The organism is Streptosporangium canum (assembly GCF_900113865.1).
Lineage (GTDB): Bacteria > Actinomycetota > Actinomycetes > Streptosporangiales > Streptosporangiaceae > Streptosporangium > Streptosporangium canum.
This window is the reverse complement of sequence record NZ_FOQY01000050.1, coordinates 1-17,682: the sequence shown is the minus strand read 5'-3', so window position 1 is coordinate 17,682 and position 17,682 is coordinate 1. Positions and strand designations below refer to the sequence as shown.

Below are 17,682 nucleotides of genomic sequence, written 5' to 3'. Positions count from 1 at the left end.
TCTGGGATTTTGTCGCCCGTCATGTCTTAGCCACCAGGGCCGCTACCCCGCGCATGTCTTACGCCACCAGGGCCGCCACCCCGAGCGCGTGCCCGACGGCCGTCTCGTTGAACGCCCGGATCGTCGCCGTCTCCGCCGCCTTCACCCAAGCCAGGCCGAGGATCGAGGGAGGCAACCCCGTGACGGGGACGAAGCTGACGTCCGGGCGTCCGTGGTGAGCCGCCGTGGGGGTGCAGAACAACATGCCGCCCCGGTTGAGCGCCACCTGGGTCATGCCCTCCTGGCTGGTGGTCACCGTAGCGGCCAGGGGAATAGGACGGCCGGAAGGGGTTGCGGACGGTGCCACCCGCTCGCGCCACGTGCGCGGAGCCGGGCCGTCCAGGCCGATCAGGGGCACGCCGGCCAGCTCCTCCGCGCCGATGCTCGCACGGGTGGCCAGCGGGTGGCGCGAGGAGAGGCCGAGCTGGTACGAGACCCGGTTCAGCCCTTCACCCGTCACCAGATCGGGCTCGTCCACCGGGAGCAGCGTGAACGCGATGTCCACCTGCCCGGCCCGCAACTTGCCGAAGGGGTCGGAGAGCGGGATCTCCACCAGCTCCGCCTCGCACCCCGGGTACCGGTGCTCGAAGGCGCGCACGCTGCCGGTGACGACGTCCGTGGGCGTGGACAGGAAGCCGATCCTGATCACGCCTGTCACCTCGCGGGCGGCCGCCTTGGCCCGGCTGACCGCGTTCGCGAGGCCGTCGTAGGAGGGGCGCAGGTCGGCCAGGAAACGTTCGCCCAGGGGCGTGAGGCGCACGCGCCTGCTGGTCCGGTGGAAGAGCCGGCCGCCGACCCTGGTCTCCAGTGAGCGCATGAGCTGACTCACCCGGCCAGGTGACAGGTAGAGGCGTTCGGCCGTACGCGCGAAGTGCAGCTCCTCGGTGAGCACGATGAAGCACTCCAGCTCCCTGAACTCCATCTCCGCCTCCATCTGATTGCTTAGTCCACCTAAACCAAGCCTTCGATCTTCGCCATTGTTCCCGCTGGTGGCCGGCAGAAAGCTGGCTGGCATGACCATGACCGATGTTTCCGCCGCCACCCGAGCGCGCTGGCTCGCCGTGTCCTCGGTCGCGATGGGCACCTTCACCATCGTGACCAGCGAGATGCTGCCCGTTGGCCTGCTGACCTCGATCGCCGCCACCCTCGGGGTCTCCGAAGGGGCGGCCGGCCTGATGATGTCGGCGCCCGGACTGGTCGCCGCCGTCTCCGCGCCCGTGCTGGCGATCACCACCCGACGGCTCGACCGGCGCGTCATGCTGCTGGGGCTGATGGCGCTGCTGGCGGTGGCCAACCTGGCGGGCGCGTTCGCACCGAACTACCCCGTCATGCTGGCCGCCCGGGTGCTGACCGGGGTGAGCATCGGCGGATTCTGGGCCTTCGCGGCCGGCCTCGGCCCGCGGCTCGTGCCCGAAGGGTCCGTCGGGCGGGCCACGTCGATCATCTTGGCCGGGGTGTCGGTGGCGTCGGTACTGGGGGTGCCCGCAGCGACGTTCATCTCGTCGTTCGCGGGGTGGCGGACCGCGTTCATCGCCATGGGGGTGCTGGCCCTGGTCCTGCTCGCGCTGCTGGCCACCACCCTGCCGCCGCTACCCGGCGAATCCCGGGCCCGCGCGTCCGATCCGTTGCCCCACGAGGCCCCGGCCCGCGCGTCACAGGGGGCGCTCACGTGGCTCTCCGGCCCGCTCAAGGTCGTCCTCGTCCTGACCGTCCTGATCGTGTCCGGCCACTTCGCGGCCTACACCTACGTCCGGCCGTTCCTGGAGCAGGTCTCCCACGCCGGTCCCGCCCTCGTCGGCACCGCCCTCCTCCTGTACGGCGCCGCGGGCGTGGCCGGCAACTTCGTGGCAGGCGCATGGGCGGCCAAGAACCCCAAGCCGGTCCTGGTCACGCTGGCCGTGCTCATGGCACTCGCCACGGCGGCGCTGCCCCTGATCGACCTGCCCCTGATCATGCTCGTGGTGTGGGGCCTGGGCTACGGCGGCGTGGGGGTGACCCTGCAGCTCTGGATCATGAGGTCGGGCGGCGGTGAGATGGGCACGGCGCTCTACGTCGGCGCCTTCAACGTCTCCATCGCGCTCGGCTCGTTCGCCGGCGGCCGGGTCGTGGACGGAGTGTCGATCTCCGCGGTGATGTGGGTGGGAGCGGCGCTCGCCGTGGTCAGCGCGATCGTCGCCGGCGTCTCGGGCAGGAGCAGGACAACCGGTTCATGAAGGAGCGCGCCTGCCCAGCCGCCATCCCGCCATCGTCCAGCACGCACCCCAGAGCAGGAAGAACGGCGACCACAGCAGCAGATCCCAGCGCGCCAGGTCGCGGGCCAGCGCGGCGTGCTCGGCCGGTGGCGGGCGGACTCCGGACAGCAGCAGCGCGTCGCCGACGAAGCCGAACCCCACCATCCCGATCGATCGGGCGATCATGAAGACCCCCAGCGTCCAGGCGATCGTGAGCAGCAGCCGGCGTGGGACGGCCGCCCCCCAGGGCCGTACGGTGGCCAGCGCGACGATGACACCGACCACCGCGGCGCCGGCCAGCAACCAGTGGCTCGCCACGAACAAGGGATCACGTGCGAGCAGCAGTTCGCGCAGCTCCGGAGGGAGCGGGTCCTTGTCGGCCAGCGCGTTGGCCCCCAGCGCCTGGGCGAGCTTCATCGATCCATAGGCCGCGGCGCACGCCGCCGCGCCGTACGCGCCCACCCGCGCCCGATCAGCCCGCGACACGTCGCGTCGCCGCCGCGTAGGACCGGATCATCTCCAGGAACAGTCCGATCACGAGGATCCCGAGGACTCCGTGGTACCACTGCCAGCCCACGCCGATACCGACGAACCCGTCCACGATCATGATCCCCGCGCCGCCGCCGACGGCCAGCAGCATCCCGGCCAGTACCAGCAGCATCAACGGTCTTGGCACTCTGCGCCCCAGCGCCGTGACCGTGGCGATGACGACGCACGCCCCCAACACGCCGGACGCGGTCGCGAGCCACTGTGCGGTGGCCGCGTCCATGAAGTAGCTTCCGGCCTCGGCGGCCGTCACGGGCGGGCCGCCCGGGAACCCGAGCCGGGCCTGCACGGCGAAGGCGGCCTTCCCGGCGGCGTAACCGAGGAACAGCACCGCCACCGCGTACGCCGGCCAGCGGCGTTGACGATCAGAATCAACCATGACTGCGACCGTAGAGGCCGCACGCCGGGCATCACTCCCGACAGCGGGGGAGGCGCCTCCCCCGCAGGAGGGAGCAGCAGCGGCTCCCCTTGCGCCTGACCTCAGGCGAGCCGCCAGGCGAGGAACCCGTCAGGCGCGTCGACCTGGACGAAACCCGCCCCGACCAGTTCTCCTTCGATCGTCTTCCACACGGGACGGTAGGCGGTGCCGGCGATCTCCTCCTCGCTGATCACCTTGTCGTCCTCGGTGATCCGATAGAGGTAGCGGACCTTGGCCGCCTCCTCGCTCGACTCGAGGACCTCCAACAGGGTCGTGTAGATATGGCGGCCCACCTGCCGCGACTCCAGCTCCTGGAGATGATGCGGCGCCGGGGGGCCGCCGTCGCGCCAGGTGAAGACCAGCAGGCCGCCAGGTTCCAGCTGGGCCGCCAGCACCGGCCAGAGCCGCTTGCGGTAGTCCGGCTCCAGGGCGTACATCACATTGATCATCACCATGGCTTCAACCGGCTCATCCAGATCGACGTTCAGCGCGTCACAGGGAAGCACGGTCACGCGCCGCAGCAGCTCCGGGCGTGTGCACAGCCGGGACAGCAACATCCCGCGCATACCGGGCGAGGGCTCCAGCGCGAAGATCTCGGCCGGTGTCCAGTCGGCCAGCGACGTGGTGATCAGGCCGCTTCCCGCACCGATCTCCAGGATGCTCCGCCGTACCCCTGCCAGAAGCGGGGGAAGCTTCTCCCGGACCCCCGGTATGTGCCCGTTTTCGTGGAACAGGTCGTAGAAGGGGATAGAGATGAAGTCGGTCATGGCGGGCACGCTACCCCAGGCACAGCAACCGCCTCCGGGACGTCTCCGTCAACCGGCAGGGGGATCGGAGTTGCCGTGCAGGAGCGTTCCCAGGGGTGCCGGAAGGACCGCGCACTCCCTCTGATCCGCACTGAACGCTCTGGAACAACGCGAACCGGATCTTCAATCCGTAGGTCCTGGTAATGACACGACGTTTTACCGGGTCTCGTGCCACACTTCCTGCTCAGTGCCGCCAACAGCGCCGATGGGGCGAGGGGGAATGACTCGGATGGGTTTGGAGGTCGAAAGCCGACCGTCCGATTCGCCGTACATCGAGCGGGTGTGGCGGAGCAGCAGTCATGACGTCGACCGGATGACGTCGATTGCGACAGCACATTGGGATCTGGTCTTCTGGGAGCACCGGGGGCAGGTCAACGCCGCTGTTCAAGGGCCGGGGTCACGGGCGAGTCCGGCCCCCGTTCCCGAAGACGCCACGTTCTTCGGGATCAGCTTCGCACTCGGCACTTCGATGCCCCATCTTCCGATCGGCCGGCTCGTCGACGGTTCCGCGGAGATCCCCGATACGACGCGCAGGTCGTTCTGGCTGAAGGGTTCCGCCTGGCGCCTTCCCGGTTACGACAATGCCGAGGTGTTCGTACGGCGGATGGTGCGCGAGGGGGTTCTGGAGTGCGACCCGATCGTCGCCGCGGTGCTCGGTGGCGCGTCGCCGGACGTGTCCGAACGCACCATCCAGCGGCGCTTCGTGGCGGCAACCGGACTTACTCGCGGCGCCGTCCGGCAGATCGATCGTGCCAGGCAGGCGGCGGCCCTGATCCTGGAGGACGTGCCGGCCCACGACGTGATCCACCGGCTCGGATACTTCGACCAACCGCACCTGGCGCGGTCGCTGACCCGTTATATCGGGCGGACCGCCACGCAGTTGAGGGATCGGGATCCGCTGGAGCCGCTGTCGCTTCTGTACAAGACCTGAACACTTGTTCCCATCTAGCCTCCAGTCGCAGCCATCGTCATGGCGGAGGATCTCGCGGCCGGCATCGGCACCCAGGACACGGTGCCACGTGGCCGTCGTACGTACGGCGGGCGCCGGCCGGAGCGCTGGAGTCGGATGCCGTGCGGAGCACGCCGACCGGCGCGCTCCTCCTCCGCTGCCGATACTGACCGAGGAGGTCGTCGTGAGGAAACCGGTCGACCCGGGCCGTGATCGTGGGCCACTCCTCGTAACCTCAACGATAAAGGAGCAGAGCAATGGCTAAGATCGTCTCCAACTTCTTCATCTCGCTGGACGGCGTGACCGAGTCGCCGGACCAGTGGCATTTCCCGTACTTCAACGACGAGATGGGCGCCGCAGTCGAGGCGGGCGTGCAGAACGCGGCGGCGTTCCTGATGGGCCGCAAGCTGTACGACGAGTGGTCGGCGTACTGGCCGACGGCGGACATGGACGAGGACTTCGCCAAGTTCATCAACAATGCCCAGAAGTACGTCGTGTCGAACACCCTGGAGAAGGCGGACTGGAACAACACCACCGTTGTCTCCGGTGACGTCGCGGCCAGACTGCGCGAGATCAAGGAGCAGACCGACGGCGACATCCAGATGTCCGGCTCCGCGACGACCGTGCGGTGGCTTCTCGCCAACGGGCTCCTGGACGAGTTGAACCTGCTCGTCCACCCGATCGCCGTCGGGCACGGCCGGCGGCTGTTCGAGGACACCCCGACCCACCCGTTGAAGCTGGTCAAGTCCGAAACATTCCAGACCGGCGTGCTCAACCTGACCTACGTTCCGGACGCCGGCTGACCGATGCCCGTGGGACGCCGCCATGGTTCAGCCCGTAACCACGGCGGCACGCCCCGGGGGGGCGCACGATGGCGATCACGACGGCACGCCCCGGGGCGTGTACGGAAGGCACCGACACCGAAGTCAGGCTCGGCAAACGTCAGACGTACGGCCGAGCCGGCTTCCCGCTGCTCCGTCGGAGAATCCTGCTCGCGTGGACGAGGGCGGCCGGAACAGGGGTGGACGGGGGCGGCCGGAACAGGGGAGACGGGCCACACTCCGAGTCGGCTGCTCGAACTCGTGGGGGTCGGCCCACCCCGGCCGAAAATGCCGTGTGATGTCACCTCGGCTGAAGTAACGTCGGTGCTCATGACCCCTCCCCGTGATCGCCCTCCCTTCGTAGCCGACGAGCGGACCCAGCTCGTCGGCTGGCTCGACATGCAGCGCGCGATCATTCACTGGAAATGCGAAGGGTTGTCCGACGCGGACGCCCATCGATCCGTTCTTCCGGCCTCACCCCTTATGACGATGGCGGGTGTCGTCTCCCATCTGCGTTGGACCGAGCATTGCTGGTTCGAGGTCCTCTTCCTGGGGCGGCCGGCCGAGGGGCCCCAATTCGAGGGCGAGCAGGAGGATGCCGACATGATGGTCGAAGGCATCCCGCTCGCCCAGCTCCTTGAGGACTACGACCGGCAATGTGCGGTGTCGAACGAGATCATCGCGGCCCATTCGCTGGATGACGTGGGCCGGCACCCGGACTTCCGTTCCGCTGCCGCGACCCTGCGGTGGATGGTGATCCACATGGTCGAGGAGACCGCCCGGCACGCCGGTCACGTGGATGCCATCCGGGAGCTGCTCGACGGCGAAAAGGGCTACTACTGACTGTCGGTCACCTGTCGCAGACGCATTCCTGCGGGGTATGGCCCGTTTCTGCCGCATTTCGGAACCACCGCGTATCGCATCAGATGCGAATTGGCGCTACCTCATGACCCATGGTTTCGAGGGGCCAAGAAGGCCTGCTCACCCGCAGCAGGCGCTCCTCCCTGCCGGTTCCGGCCACGAACCTGCTTGCCGACTGTCATGCACCCTTGCCTTTTACCCGACAGAATCGGGTGAAACGACGGAAGGTGCCGGATGGGCCGCCTGCGGGAAACAGCTACACAGTCCGCCTTCACGATAGTCATAGGGCTGATCGGATTCGGTGTGATCTTCGGAGTCTCCGCACTGTTCGACCTGCCAGGACTGGTAGGCACGCTGGGCGGCCACCCCACCCCACGCATCATCGGCTTGCTCTTCCTGCTGGTCCTGTCGGCACTCGCGGTCTTCGTTGTGCGGGTGATACGGAAGGTCAGGGAAAGACACCGTCAGTCGGCTGGGTGACGTCCGTACACATGGGTTCCGGTAGGACGCTGCGACGGAAGGCAGAGCGAAGGCCCTGCAGGGGGTCGCAGTTCATCGCCGCACCCGTCCGTTCCAGAAGGAACGCCGGCGGGTGCCGGCCCCGGTGGGACTGTCCTGGGCGATGGCGCCCCGAGCTGCTGACGCGGAGGGCCGGGTACGGCCCGCTCCCGCGGATGCGCCGCCGGCCGGTACCTCAGGCAGGCGCTACGGGTTGCCTGAGAAGGGTGCGCGGGGCTGGGTGGTCAAAGTCCGACAGGTACACCTCGTGATGCAGACCATTGTGGACAAGGCCGCGGGCGGCCATGAAATCGTCCATCACCTTCAGCGACGCGTGCTCCTCGCTGTAGGGGCCTTCGTGCAGCAGTTCCACGCACTGTCCCTCGGTGAAGGTGACCACCTGTACCCGGTCGACCGCCGCACCGGAGGCGCGCGCCGTCTCCCTGGCGGTGTCGGCCGCTCCCGGCTCCGGCGCGCCGGGCAGTGACAGCAGCAGATGCCAGCGCCACCGGTCGCGCGGCACCTCTGTCCACGGCTGCTCATCCTCCACCCACCAGCGGCCCTCCAACGGACCCACCTGGACGTTCATCGCGGCGGCGACCGCATGGAGGGCCTGGATCGCCGAGACGTGTTCGGCGCCGCCGGGCTCACCGCACCCGGTGACGTTCAGGCAGGTGACAGGGCCGTGGTCGGAAAGTCGTGGCGTCATGACTGCTCCTCCAGGGGAATCATCAGGTGGGTGACGAGCTGCTCGGGTGCCGTGCTGGCGGGATCCGACACGTACACCTCGCGGATCGGACCGTGTGCGGGATGGCCGTGCTCCGCGCACCAGCTCAGCAGGGCGTGGGTGGTGAGCGAGATCTGGTCGTAGGGGCCGATGTGGGTGGCGCAGGCGAAGACACCGCCTGGCAGTATCTCCAGCTCGGCCCCGGACACCGGCTCGCCGGTGACCAGGGCGACGCCGATCGGAACCGGCTCGCCCATATCGATCGGGAACAGCCCGATCAGCTGCACGGGGAGGAGACCGGACGCGCTGGACGTCAACCGGGCGACGGCCGCGGACGTGGCGCGGCCGATATCCCGCGGCCCCGCCGCGCTCTCCCTGACGATCGCGACTCTGCGCGCCGGTTCGGTGACGAGACGGATCTGTGCCGACGGGAGCCCCTCGGCCATCACCCGTTCCAGTGCCCTGATGGTGCGACGCCGTCTGGCCAGTTCCGCCTCCAGGTCGTCGCGCACCCCCGCAAGGACGCCCGTGGCACCCGACAGGACGTGACCGATGACCGCGAGCGGCACGTCCAGAGAGCGGAGCAACCCGATCGACAGGGCCTCGCGCGCCTGCGCCGGCCGGTAGTAGCGGTAGCCGGTCTGCTCGTCCACGTAGGCGGGTACCAGCAGCCCCAGCTCGTCGTAACGGCGTAGCTGTTTGACGCTGAGGCGGCCGAGCCTGGCGAACTGCCCGATCGGCAGCAGATCTCCGTCCATGCCCTTCAGCATGGGGCCTGCCCCGCGGGGAGAGTCCAATCCCGAGGTCTGCCGGATGCCTATGAGCTGGCCCGGTTCTGGAGCGGGGTGACCGGCAGTCCCCTGCATCCGGAGGACGGACCGGGAGACCTCGAGTGATCTCGGGGGCCCGCCCCCTCCGAAACCCTGCCCCGTGGCCGCGTCCTACTTGCTCAACTTGGTCAAGATCCACATGCCCAATCCGAGCATCGCCACGATGGAGAGAATCACGATGACGATGACACTCCAGTCGAGCGGTCCGGCTCTGTAGGGGTCACTCCCATCTGTTGCCGCGAGAGTCGTCATGATCGATGAAATCCCGATCACGGGGATCAGGAGCATGATCGCCGAGGAGGTGATCGTGCGCCGCCGTGGCCCGTCGGGGGCCTCTCCCGGCAAGGGCGGGTAGTACTGGCGCCTACCCGCCCTGACCAGACCCCGCACACCGACCCCCAGGGCCAGAGCCACGGCAAGGGCGGCGGTCGCAACGAACACCCAGTCAAGCGGTTCACGCACGTCATAGCCCGCGCCGAAGAACCACTTGAGAGCCTTGACCGCCATCGCCATCGTCATCGCGGCCAGCACCAGCCAGAACAACCTGGGCACCTTGGACATCCAGCCATTATGAAAGCGGCCGCCCTGCCAGGAGAAGCCTCCGGCGGGAGTACTTCGGCTCCGGGATGAGCGGCGGGCGATCTCACCGGCCGGATCCCGGCGTCAGCCGCCGCCGGAAGGTCGGCAGGGTGTCCGTACGGACGTCATCCCATAACGGGCTCGTGGACGAGATCCTCGCCCACGTCGCCCCCGCCGAGCTCGACTGCGCCGTCTCGGTCTCCGCCCCTGTCTCCGTCCCTGTCTCGGTCTCGGTCTCGGTCTCCGGCTTGGCCCCGTCTCACCGGGGCGTATCCGGCGGTGGCCGGCCCGCTGCCGTCACGTCAGGTCCCGGCGGTGCTCAGTTCGGTGGGGTCAGGTTGACGAAGGCGGTGCAGTTCCCCGGCCACGCGGGGTTGCCGGGTGTGCCGGGAGTGGGCTGAACGGCGCACCGTGTGTGAGCGATCTCGCCGATCGCGCTCCGCACCGTGACATGGATGTCGTTGCCCATACTCGCCAGGGAGACGGCGACCACGCCGCCCGGATAGTTCGCCAGAGATGAGATGTCGACCCACCGGGGCGCCGTGCGCGGGTCCCGGATCAGCGTCGCCCCGTTGCTCCTGGCGGCTCCGATGAACGTGAGGCTGCCCTGGAACGTCGTGGCGAGGCTCGCACTGGAGCCCTGCGGCCCCCGCGGACCCTGCGGACCCGGCAGTCCTGGAGGTCCCTGGGGTCCCCGGGCCCCCTGGATGCCCTGTGGTCCCTGTGGGCCCCGCAGACATTTGGACTGCTTGCCGTATGCGTTTTTGCAGCCCCCCGGTGTGAGGAACGTCGAATTTCCGGAAGGACCGCTGAAATGGCCGATCAGCATCGTCCCATTATTATTGGAGATCGAGTAAGGGGAGCCGGTTGCCGACTTCTCCGCGGCGGCTCCGGCCGGTGCCTGGAGGGATCCGGCCAGAAACGCACTGATTACCGTCGTCGTGACGATCCACGCCTGAACCCGCCTGCCGGGCCGCAGGTACAGGGCACTCCTGGTGCCGTTAGAAGTCATTTCGTTCCGTATCGTCGATGGTTCCGGTGAATCGGACTCATATGAAATCACCATGGTGGTGACAGCCCGGAGATACCCATCGGTAGGCGTGCCGGCACGTCGATTCGGTTAACGGAGGTTAAATGGGTGTCGCGGCGAGGGGAAAGTGTTCTCATCTGCCGCTTCCGATGGCCCGCGTTTCGGGCCGGATTATGACTTCGGTCCGAATCCTCGAATTAGACGGAATTAATTTGCGATGAGGGCGCATGGCCAAGATTGCGAAGAGAGGGATGCAACAGAACGGGGGTCCCCCGCGTCCTTGGGGTGTGGAGTTCACAGATTTCGTCGCCGCACGGGGGGACGCGCTGTACCGGTACGGCTATGTCCTCGCCGGTAACGCCGAGGACGCGGCCGACCTGACGCAGGAGGCGCTGATGCGCCTTGGGGACGCATGGTCCAGGATCCGGAAAAAAGATGATCCAGAGGGATACGTCCGCACGACCATGGCCCGCCTGCACGTCAGTCGCTGGCGGCGATTACGCAGAGAACGGCTGGTCGCGACGGTCCCCGAGGTGACCTACACCGACGATCGCCTCGACGGCGACGTCGGCCTGTGGAAGGAGCTGGAGGGCCTGCCGCCCAAACAGCGGGCCGTGCTGGTCCTGCGCTACTACGAGGACCTGTCGGACCAGGAGATCGCCGAGCTTCTCGGCGTATCGCGGGGCACGGTGCGCAGCCAGGCGGCCCGTGCGCTGGACAAGCTCAGAATCCGGGTTACCGATCTCGAAACGGGGCGAGTGGGATGACGTACGACAGGAGCGAGGCGGAGCTGGCCCGCACGCTGACCGGGGCGGCCGACGCCGCGCCTCCACCGGTGGGCGACCTGCTCGCGGCGGTTAACCGGCGGCGCGGGCGGCGCACGCGCAGGCGGGTGCAGTCCGCGCTCGCGGTCGCCGGGGTGATCGCGGTGATCGGCGGCGGTACGGCGGTGGCCAGGGGATTCTTCTCCAGCGGGGGCGGAGAAGGACAGACCCTCTCGGCGGCCACGGCCACGGCCACGGCCACGGCCACGGCCACGGCCACGGCCACCGCCACGGCTTCCGCCGGGCCGACCGACGCCGCGGAGCCTCGCAGGGTCGCGATACGGCCCGCGGCCGAGGTATGGCCCGCGGCGGTGACCAAGATCCCGGTGAAGGCCGCGGACGGCTGGAGATACCGGCCGGTGACCGGGTTGAGCGCCACCGAGCTGCTGCTGGTCGCCGAGTCCTCCTTCGAGAAAGCCGGCCGGCTGGAGGTCTACGACACGGCGGCCGGCACGAGCACCGTGCTCGCCGACATGCCTGCCCCCGAGGGAGGCAAGGGCTATTACGTGCAGGACGTCGAGGCGGGATCGGAGTACATCGCGTGGTGGGGTGAGACTCCCAACAACTCCGACAAATGGGCCGACTTCTGGGTGGTGCCCCGGGCCGGCGGCACGGCGAAGCAGGTCGGGCAGGTCACCGGAGACCTCTCCGAGGTGGAGCGGATCGGCGTCACCGCGGACTCCGTCGTCTGGTCGGCGGCCGGCGGGGGGATCTACCGCATGCCCCTGGCCGGCGGGTCCCCGGAGAAGATCGCCGGGACGGACGGCCTCCACCTGATGTCCTGGCCGTGGGCGGTCGACGTCGCCAAGGGGGGAGAGGGGGAGGATGAGCAGAAGAACCAGACCAAGGTGGTCAACCTGGAGACGGGGCAGGCGGCCGAGGTGAACGTCCCGGCCGGTGTCCAGGGACTCCGCTGCGGCCCGGTCTGGTGCTTCGGGAAGGAGAAGGACCAGGAGAACGACGCAAGCGTGGTGCAGCGGGTGGACGGTTCGGACCGCAAGAGCCCGCCGGACCTGAGCCTCTGGGGTGGGGAGCGTTCCCTCGCCCGCGGGTTCGGACTCTTCCATGTCTCCGGGGTCGTGGGCCGGGACGCGCGGGGCGAGGAGATCGAGGACGGGCAGGCGCCTCTGATCGCGGTGTACGACCCGGTCACCGGGACCACGGCCGGAATCGGCAGGCGGGACCCGTCCGGTGGAGGGAGCTACGGAACCGGCACCTCCTCCTCGCCCACGTCGGTCCTCTACTGGGACGAGGGACAGCGGCAGGTGGAGGAGTGCAGGAAGGTCGACGCCACTTCCATCCCCCGCCCGCCGGGAGAGCCCGCCCCCACGGGGAAGGGCACCTCGTGCACGACGACGATGGAAGGCGGCGGCAAGGAGCTGACGGTGGTGAACCTTCTCGCCGTCCCCTCGACGGAATAAAGTTTCAGGTATGAGGATCTTCAACGATGTCAGGGAGCTCAAGGCGGCCGTCGGCGAGCATCTCGGCTACACCGAATGGCGCCGGATCACCCAGGAACGGGTCAATCTGTTCGCCGACGCGACCGACGACCACCAGTGGATCCACGTGGACGTCGAGAAGGCGAAGGAAGGCCCGTTCGGGGGGACCATCGCCCACGGCTACCTGAGCCTGTCGCTGCTGCCGTCGTTCATGACGGAGCTGGTCCGGGTGGACGGCCTGGCCATGGGGATCAACTACGGGCTCAACAAGGTCCGTTTCCCCGCGCCGGTCCCGGTCGGCGCGCTGATCCGGGCGGGCGCGGAGCTCGTCGACGTCAAGGGAACCCCCTCGGGCTACCTGTCGAACATGCGCCTGACCATCGAGGTCGAAGGACAGAAGAGGCCGGCCTGCATCGCGGAGACCCTCTCCCTCTACGTCCCGGTCCCCGACGAGAGCTCCTGAGCCAGGATCGCCGCCTGGACGCGGCTGCGGAGACCCAGCTTGTTCAGCAACCTGCTGACATGGGTCTTCGTGGTCGCCTCCGCCATGTCCAGCTCGACGGAGATCTCCGCGTTCGACATGCCCCGCCCGATGCAGGCCAGCACCTCCCGCTCGCGCGGAGTCAGGCCGCCCACCTCCTGCGGCCTGCGCTCCGGGACGGCCGTGCCGAAGGCCGAGATCAGTCGCCGGGTGACCGACGGTGAGATGAGCCCATCCCCCCGGGCCACCACCCGCACGGCGTCCACCAGCGCGTCGGCGTCGGTGTTCTTGAGCAGGAACCCGGCGGCCCCCGCCCGCAGCGCCCCGAAGATGTATTCGTCGATGTCGAACGTGGTCAGGATCAGGACGTCGGCGATCCCGCTCAGCTCGCGCGTCGCGGAGATCCCGTCCAGCTTCGGCATCCGGATGTCCATCAGCACCACGTCGGGCCGTAGTCCGAGGGCCATGGCGACGGCCTGCTCCCCGTCCGAGGCCTGGCCGACGACCTCGATGTCCTCCTGACCTTCGAGGATGAGGGCGATCCCGGCGCGGACCGCCGCGTGATCGTCGGCGACGAGGACTCGGATGGTCATGAGATCTCCCCGGTGGGCAGCTCGGCGCGGACACGCCAGCCGTCGTTGTGTGGTCCGGCCTCGATGACGCCGCCGACGAGGGCGGCCCGTTCCCGCATGCCGACGAGTCCCGCGCCCGCGCCGGGAAGTGCCCGCCCGACGCCGTTGACCGGGTTGTCCACGGTCAGCGTGAGCAGGCCGGGCCGGTAACCGATCGCGAGGTCGGCGATCTTTCCGCCGTGCTTGAGCGCGTTGGTCAGCGACTCCTGGACGATCCGGTATCCGGCGAGGTCCACCGAGGCGGGCAGATCCCGGGCGTCGCCGTCCACGCGGAACCGCACCTCCAGCCCCGCCTCCCGCGCCCGGTCCGCCAGATCCTCCGCATCGGCCACCCGCCGCCGGGTGGCCTCGGCCTCCTCGCCGTCCTGCCGGAGCAGCCCGATCATGGTGCGCATCTCGGCCATGCCCTGGACGCTGTTCTCCCGGATGGACTCCAGGACGTTCCGTACGGCCTCGGCGGGCAGGTCCTTACGGGAGAGCACGGCCGTGGACTGGATGGCGATCGCACTGAAGTGGTTGGCGATCATGTCGTGCAGTTCCCTGGCCATCCTGGCCCGCTCGGATTCCACCGCCGCCCGCCGGTCCAGCTCCGCCAGCCGCGCGACCTGCTCGGCCCTGGACCGCTCGGACTCGGCCCGGTCGTGGAGCTGTTTCATGATCATTCCAGTGAAGACCGGGGTGATCCCGATCAGGCCGAGCTGGACGACGGCCACGGCGAGGAGGCTCAGATCCCGGAAGACGAACCCGGCGGCCGTCCCGCCGACGATGGCGAAGACCGAGGTGATGCCGAGCATCCACTTGCCCAGCCTGGCCGGGCCGTACCGGACGGCCGCGTAGATGTTGTCGGTGAAGACCAGGATCGTGCCCATGGACGGACCCAGGAAGCCGTCCGCGACGATGGCGACGAGGCCCAGCCAGAGAGCGGCCATCGGCGAGCTCCGCCGTACCGCGACGCCCAGGCAGCTGACCAGCAGCGGTACGGCGAGCAGGTAGGCGGGCGTCGCCCGGTGCAGATAGGCGCCGGCGGCCAGCAGGACGAGGCCGCCGGCGAAGCACGCCACGGCCCACAGCGCGTCGTCCCGTCTCATGCCCTCCATCCCATCATCCCTGGCAGGGCGATTGATCCGGCTGGGGAACGGGCCGCCGTACACACCTCGTACACACAAGGATGTAGGCCGGTTCATCACCCTCGACGATGCCCGGCCGCGGGGTGACCGGCGATCCTGGGACCATGATTCTGGCGATTATCATCGGTTGCGAGATTGGATTCTGGGTCCTCCTCGGACTGGGGCTCGCCTCGCGCTACCTCTGGGGCATGCGGCGGCTCAGCACGGTCCTGCTGGTCTCGGTGCCGCTGCTCGACGTGGTCCTGCTCACCGCCGCCGTCATCGACATGCGCGGCGGGGCGGAGGCGGCCTGGCACCACGGCCTGGCCGCCGCCTACCTCGGCTACTCGATCGTCTTCGGCCACCGGACCGTCAAGTGGGCCGACGCCACGTTCGCCCACCGCTTCGCCGGAGGCCCAGCACCGTGGAAACCCCCGGCCGGCGGCATGGCCAGAGCCCGCTACGAATGGGGCATATGGCTCCGCATCGTCATCGCGTACGGCATCACCTGCGTCCTGCTGTCCGGTCTGATCCGCATCGTCGACGACCCCTCGCGGACGGCCGCTCTGACCGCCTTCATGGGCAGCCTGCTCAAGATCCCGCTGATCGCGGTGCTCTGGCCGGTGAGCTACACCCTGTTCCCGAAGAAGTCCCCGAAGGAGGTTCCCGGCGATCGGGACGGTGGTGAGAAGGTCACCAGCGACTCCAGCGCATGACCTCCTCCCCGGCACCCCACGCGCTTGAGGTCCGCCTTGATCGTGTAGTCCAGGGACTGAATCGTGTAGCCCGGGGAGATCGTGTAGTCCGGGGAGAGGGAGACCCCCTGCATAACCTGCTCGGGCGGTATGTAGAGGACACGTACGGTATGCAGAGGACCTGCGCGGTATGCGCGGATCACCCGTACGGTATGCAGAAGGCCCGTGCAGTGTGCGCAGATCACCTGTGCGGTATGCAGAAGGCCCGTGCAGTATGCGCGGATCACCTGTGCGGTATGCGGAGAGCCTTGGTCCCTCCCGTTCCATATGGAGCGACCCCAGCCATGTCCCGCCCTGCGAACGGGCACGCTCGGTCGGCACGAACCTCCAGAGCGCAGACCCGTTCGAGCCGAACGCGCCGACCCGTCCGCGATCCGCGGTCCGGGTCTCGTCCGCGGCGTGACCGGTGAGCTCCCATGTGAAGATCCTCCGCGAGGCCGATCCCTCCGCGTCCCCCGGAAGGCGGCTTTCGCCGCCCCGACCTCCGCCAGGCCGAGACAGAGACCCGCTTCCCGGGAATGCTTCCCTCGATCCTCCAAGCCGCCCCCGCCCCACCTACATGATCACCCCGATCCCTCGATCCCGTGAGCAGGAGACACTCGCTCGCCCACGCCGGAGAACGCGGGGACCAACGAGCCCGTCAGAGACGCGTCCGTTAAGTGGTTCGAGGCATGGCTCAAGACCCGCTATGATTACTTACGCAGCGAGCGGCCGTAGCTCAATGGATAGAGCATCTGACTACGGATCAGAAGGTTGGGGTTTCGAGTACCTCCGGCCGCACAGCAGCAAGAAGGCCCCTGAGCAGGGATTATCCGCTCAGGGGCCTTCTTCTTTTCTTAATCGTTCGGGGTTCTTGCTAACACCCTTGCTAACAGGGGCTCCCGGTTGGCTCCCACTACTCGCCAATGGCGTTGGCGAAGACATCGGCCGCGGAGGCTTCCGCTGCCCTGATCACGTGGGCGTAGACACGGAGGGTGATGGACGGGGCGGCGTGGCCGAGCCGGGCGGCGACGACGTGGACGGGGACGCCGGCCAGGAGCAGCGTCGTGGCGTGGATGTGCCGCAGGTCGTGAAGCCGGGCGTGCGGGAGCGGCTTCTTGGGCGTCGGTCCCTTCACCAGGTCGTTGTAGCGGCGGATCATGGTGGCGGTGAGCGAGCTGACCGTGTCGGGATGAATCGGCTCACCCCAGCCGGTCGTGAACACGTGGTCATCGGTTCCGCGCCACTCCTGCCCGGCTACCAGCTTGTCGGCGGCCTGCTTGCTCCGCTGCGCCTTCAGGACCCTGACCGTCCCGTCATCAAGGCTGACGATGCGCTTCCGGCCGCTCTTGGTGGTCCCCTCGATACGCTCGCCGTCGATGAATGCGGCCGAGCCGGTGATGGTGATCTGCTTGCCGTCGAGGTCGACGTCGGACCAGCGCAGGTTGAGCAGTTCCCCACGTCGGGCGCCCGTGTAGGCAGCCACATGGAAGAAGGCGGACAACCGATGCGCGGACATGATCTGTAGGAAGGTCTTGAGCTAGTCACAGCGAGCGGTGATCGAGCGGCCGTGCCACAGCCCGGCGAGGAGTGCTGTACAGCAGCCCCGTACAGCAACACCGCCTTACGCGATCACACGCCACCGACCTGTATCTACCGTCTGACCAGGGCGCGAGACCACCGACCTGGGATGTGCCGTTGACTCGTGATGTAGGGGTCTGGGGTTCGATTCCCCAAGGCGGCTCCAGCTCAGAAGGCCCCCCGTGTGATCACGGGAGGCCTCTGCGTGTCTAAATGAGTGACTACGAGTCTCGGCCGGGACTGAAAACCCTTGGTCTTCGGGGTCGATCATGGGACATCATTTCCCCCCATGGCGACACCTTCGGTTCAGATACGGCGAGCTACCTCTGACGACGTCGTGATCTTGGCGCAGTTGAATCGCTTCGTGCATGATCTCCATGTCGATGCAAGACCGGATACCTTCCATCTGGTCCACGCCGCTGACGAATTGGCGCCGCATTTTGCCGCGTTCCTGGCGCGGGAAGGGGCCATGGCTTACATCGCGGAGTCATCGGAGAACGGCCCAGTTGGGTACATCACGGCGGCCATCCAGAACCGCTCTGCCGATGCC

The 17,682-nt window shown here is 68.2% G+C and carries 21 protein-coding genes, 1 tRNA gene and 1 pseudogene; 12 read left to right on the top strand and 11 right to left on the bottom strand.

From position 1 onward, the window contains the following. Window positions 1-58: 58 nt before the first annotated feature. Complete coding sequence (locus BM085_RS39600; protein ID WP_177245503.1) at window positions 59-961, bottom strand: LysR family transcriptional regulator; 903 nt, start codon at window positions 959-961, stop codon at window positions 59-61. Between the two features lie 91 nt (window positions 962-1,052). Between BM085_RS39600 and BM085_RS39595 the strand changes: the two genes are divergently transcribed. Then, the gene (locus BM085_RS39595) at window positions 1,053-2,252 is read left to right on the top strand and encodes an MFS transporter (RefSeq protein ID WP_093891930.1); all 1,200 of its coding nucleotides are present in this window, start codon (window positions 1,053-1,055) and stop codon (window positions 2,250-2,252) included. On the opposite strand, the gene BM085_RS39590 is transcribed toward BM085_RS39595, so the two are convergent. The 3 genes from BM085_RS39590 to BM085_RS39580 all read right to left on the bottom strand — a co-directional run bounded on the left by BM085_RS39590 (window position 2,247) and on the right by BM085_RS39580 (window position 4,001). Then, complete coding sequence (locus BM085_RS39590) at window positions 2,247-2,756, bottom strand: DUF3995 domain-containing protein (RefSeq protein ID WP_093891898.1); 510 nt, start codon at window positions 2,754-2,756, stop codon at window positions 2,247-2,249. The genes BM085_RS39595 and BM085_RS39590 overlap by 6 nt on opposite strands. Beyond that, on the bottom strand, window positions 2,743-3,195 hold the full coding sequence (locus BM085_RS39585) for a hypothetical protein (RefSeq protein WP_093891897.1): 453 nt from the start codon (window positions 3,193-3,195) through the stop codon (window positions 2,743-2,745). Before BM085_RS39585 ends, BM085_RS39590 begins: the two co-directional genes overlap by 14 nt. 101 nt (window positions 3,196-3,296) lie before the next feature. Continuing rightward, window positions 3,297-4,001, bottom strand: coding sequence for a class I SAM-dependent methyltransferase (locus BM085_RS39580; protein ID WP_093891896.1), 705 nt, complete (start codon window positions 3,999-4,001; stop codon window positions 3,297-3,299). 352 nt (window positions 4,002-4,353) lie between these two features. On the opposite strand from BM085_RS39580, the gene BM085_RS39575 reads away from it, so the two are divergent. The 4 genes from BM085_RS39575 to BM085_RS39560 all read left to right on the top strand — a co-directional run bounded on the left by BM085_RS39575 (window position 4,354) and on the right by BM085_RS39560 (window position 7,151). Beyond that, window positions 4,354-4,971, top strand: coding sequence for a helix-turn-helix domain-containing protein (locus BM085_RS39575; protein ID WP_218158965.1), 618 nt, complete (start codon window positions 4,354-4,356; stop codon window positions 4,969-4,971). A 275-nt stretch (window positions 4,972-5,246) separates the two neighbouring features. Next, window positions 5,247-5,792 carry a dihydrofolate reductase family protein gene (locus BM085_RS39570; protein WP_093891894.1) on the top strand — a complete coding sequence of 182 codons (546 nt, stop codon included), beginning with the start codon at window positions 5,247-5,249 and terminating at the stop codon, window positions 5,790-5,792. Window positions 5,793-6,140: 348 nt separating this feature from the next. Beyond that, on the top strand, window positions 6,141-6,653 hold the full coding sequence (locus BM085_RS39565) for a DinB family protein (RefSeq protein WP_093891929.1): 513 nt from the start codon (window positions 6,141-6,143) through the stop codon (window positions 6,651-6,653). 252 nt (window positions 6,654-6,905) lie between these two features. Then, complete coding sequence (locus BM085_RS39560) at window positions 6,906-7,151, top strand: hypothetical protein (protein ID WP_093891893.1); 246 nt, start codon at window positions 6,906-6,908, stop codon at window positions 7,149-7,151. 214 nt (window positions 7,152-7,365) lie between these two features. Here the strand turns inward: BM085_RS39560 and BM085_RS39555 are convergent, their stop codons facing one another. Both BM085_RS39555 and BM085_RS39550 read right to left on the bottom strand, forming a co-directional pair. Then, window positions 7,366-7,878 carry a GyrI-like domain-containing protein gene (locus BM085_RS39555; RefSeq protein WP_093891892.1) on the bottom strand — a complete coding sequence of 171 codons (513 nt, stop codon included), beginning with the start codon at window positions 7,876-7,878 and terminating at the stop codon, window positions 7,366-7,368. Beyond that, complete coding sequence (locus BM085_RS39550) at window positions 7,875-8,654, bottom strand: MerR family transcriptional regulator (protein ID WP_245789964.1); 780 nt, start codon at window positions 8,652-8,654, stop codon at window positions 7,875-7,877. The genes BM085_RS39555 and BM085_RS39550 overlap by 4 nt, the downstream gene beginning before the upstream one ends. 48 nt (window positions 8,655-8,702) lie before the next feature. On the opposite strand from BM085_RS39550, the pseudogene BM085_RS47275 reads away from it, so the two are divergent. Next, window positions 8,703-8,789, top strand: a pseudogene (locus tag BM085_RS47275) (VOC family protein); the annotation flags it as partial. Window positions 8,790-8,837: 48 nt separating this feature from the next. Here the strand turns inward: BM085_RS47275 and BM085_RS39540 are convergent. Continuing rightward, window positions 8,838-9,287 carry a hypothetical protein gene (locus BM085_RS39540; RefSeq protein ID WP_143121286.1) on the bottom strand — a complete coding sequence of 150 codons (450 nt, stop codon included), beginning with the start codon at window positions 9,285-9,287 and terminating at the stop codon, window positions 8,838-8,840. A 337-nt stretch (window positions 9,288-9,624) separates the two neighbouring features. Beyond that, window positions 9,625-9,798, bottom strand: a complete 174-nt coding sequence (locus BM085_RS45570; protein WP_218158964.1) for a hypothetical protein — start codon at window positions 9,796-9,798, stop codon at window positions 9,625-9,627. Between the two features lie 824 nt (window positions 9,799-10,622). Between BM085_RS45570 and BM085_RS39530 the strand changes: the two genes are divergently transcribed. From BM085_RS39530 to BM085_RS39520, 3 genes are read left to right on the top strand one after another with little or no spacing between them, the layout of a single operon-like run. Next, a complete protein-coding gene (locus BM085_RS39530) occupies window positions 10,623-11,102 on the top strand; it encodes a SigE family RNA polymerase sigma factor (protein ID WP_245789963.1) in 480 nt (159 codons plus the stop codon). Beyond that, entirely contained in the window at window positions 11,099-12,580 is a 1,482-nt protein-coding gene (locus BM085_RS45030; RefSeq protein WP_093891888.1) for a hypothetical protein, read from the top strand. The genes BM085_RS39530 and BM085_RS45030 overlap by 4 nt, the downstream gene beginning before the upstream one ends. 10 nt (window positions 12,581-12,590) lie before the next feature. Continuing rightward, a complete protein-coding gene (locus BM085_RS39520) occupies window positions 12,591-13,061 on the top strand; it encodes a MaoC family dehydratase (RefSeq protein ID WP_093891887.1) in 471 nt (156 codons plus the stop codon). Here BM085_RS39520 and BM085_RS39515 read toward each other — a convergent pair. Together BM085_RS39515 and BM085_RS39510 are read right to left on the bottom strand one after the other, a co-directional pair. Next, window positions 13,031-13,672, bottom strand: a complete 642-nt coding sequence (locus BM085_RS39515) for a response regulator (RefSeq protein ID WP_093891886.1) — start codon at window positions 13,670-13,672, stop codon at window positions 13,031-13,033. The two genes, BM085_RS39520 and BM085_RS39515, sit on opposite strands and share 31 nt — an antisense overlap. Next, the gene (locus BM085_RS39510) at window positions 13,669-14,799 is read right to left on the bottom strand and encodes a sensor histidine kinase (protein WP_245789962.1); all 1,131 of its coding nucleotides are present in this window, start codon (window positions 14,797-14,799) and stop codon (window positions 13,669-13,671) included. The genes BM085_RS39515 and BM085_RS39510 overlap by 4 nt, the downstream gene beginning before the upstream one ends. A gap of 143 nt (window positions 14,800-14,942) precedes the next feature. On the opposite strand from BM085_RS39510, the gene BM085_RS39505 reads away from it, so the two are divergent. Continuing rightward, the gene (locus BM085_RS39505) at window positions 14,943-15,533 is read left to right on the top strand and encodes a hypothetical protein (protein WP_093891927.1); all 591 of its coding nucleotides are present in this window, start codon (window positions 14,943-14,945) and stop codon (window positions 15,531-15,533) included. A 746-nt stretch (window positions 15,534-16,279) separates the two neighbouring features. Continuing rightward, window positions 16,280-16,352, top strand: a tRNA-Arg gene (locus BM085_RS39500). A gap of 115 nt (window positions 16,353-16,467) precedes the next feature. Here the strand turns inward: BM085_RS39500 and BM085_RS39495 are convergent. Beyond that, entirely contained in the window at window positions 16,468-17,070 is a 603-nt protein-coding gene (locus BM085_RS39495; protein ID WP_093891884.1) for a site-specific integrase, read from the bottom strand. A 351-nt stretch (window positions 17,071-17,421) separates the two neighbouring features. Here BM085_RS39495 and BM085_RS39490 point away from each other — a divergent pair. Beyond that, a partial coding sequence (locus tag BM085_RS39490; protein ID WP_143121285.1) for a hypothetical protein occupies window positions 17,422-17,682 on the top strand: 261 nt, incomplete at its 3' end.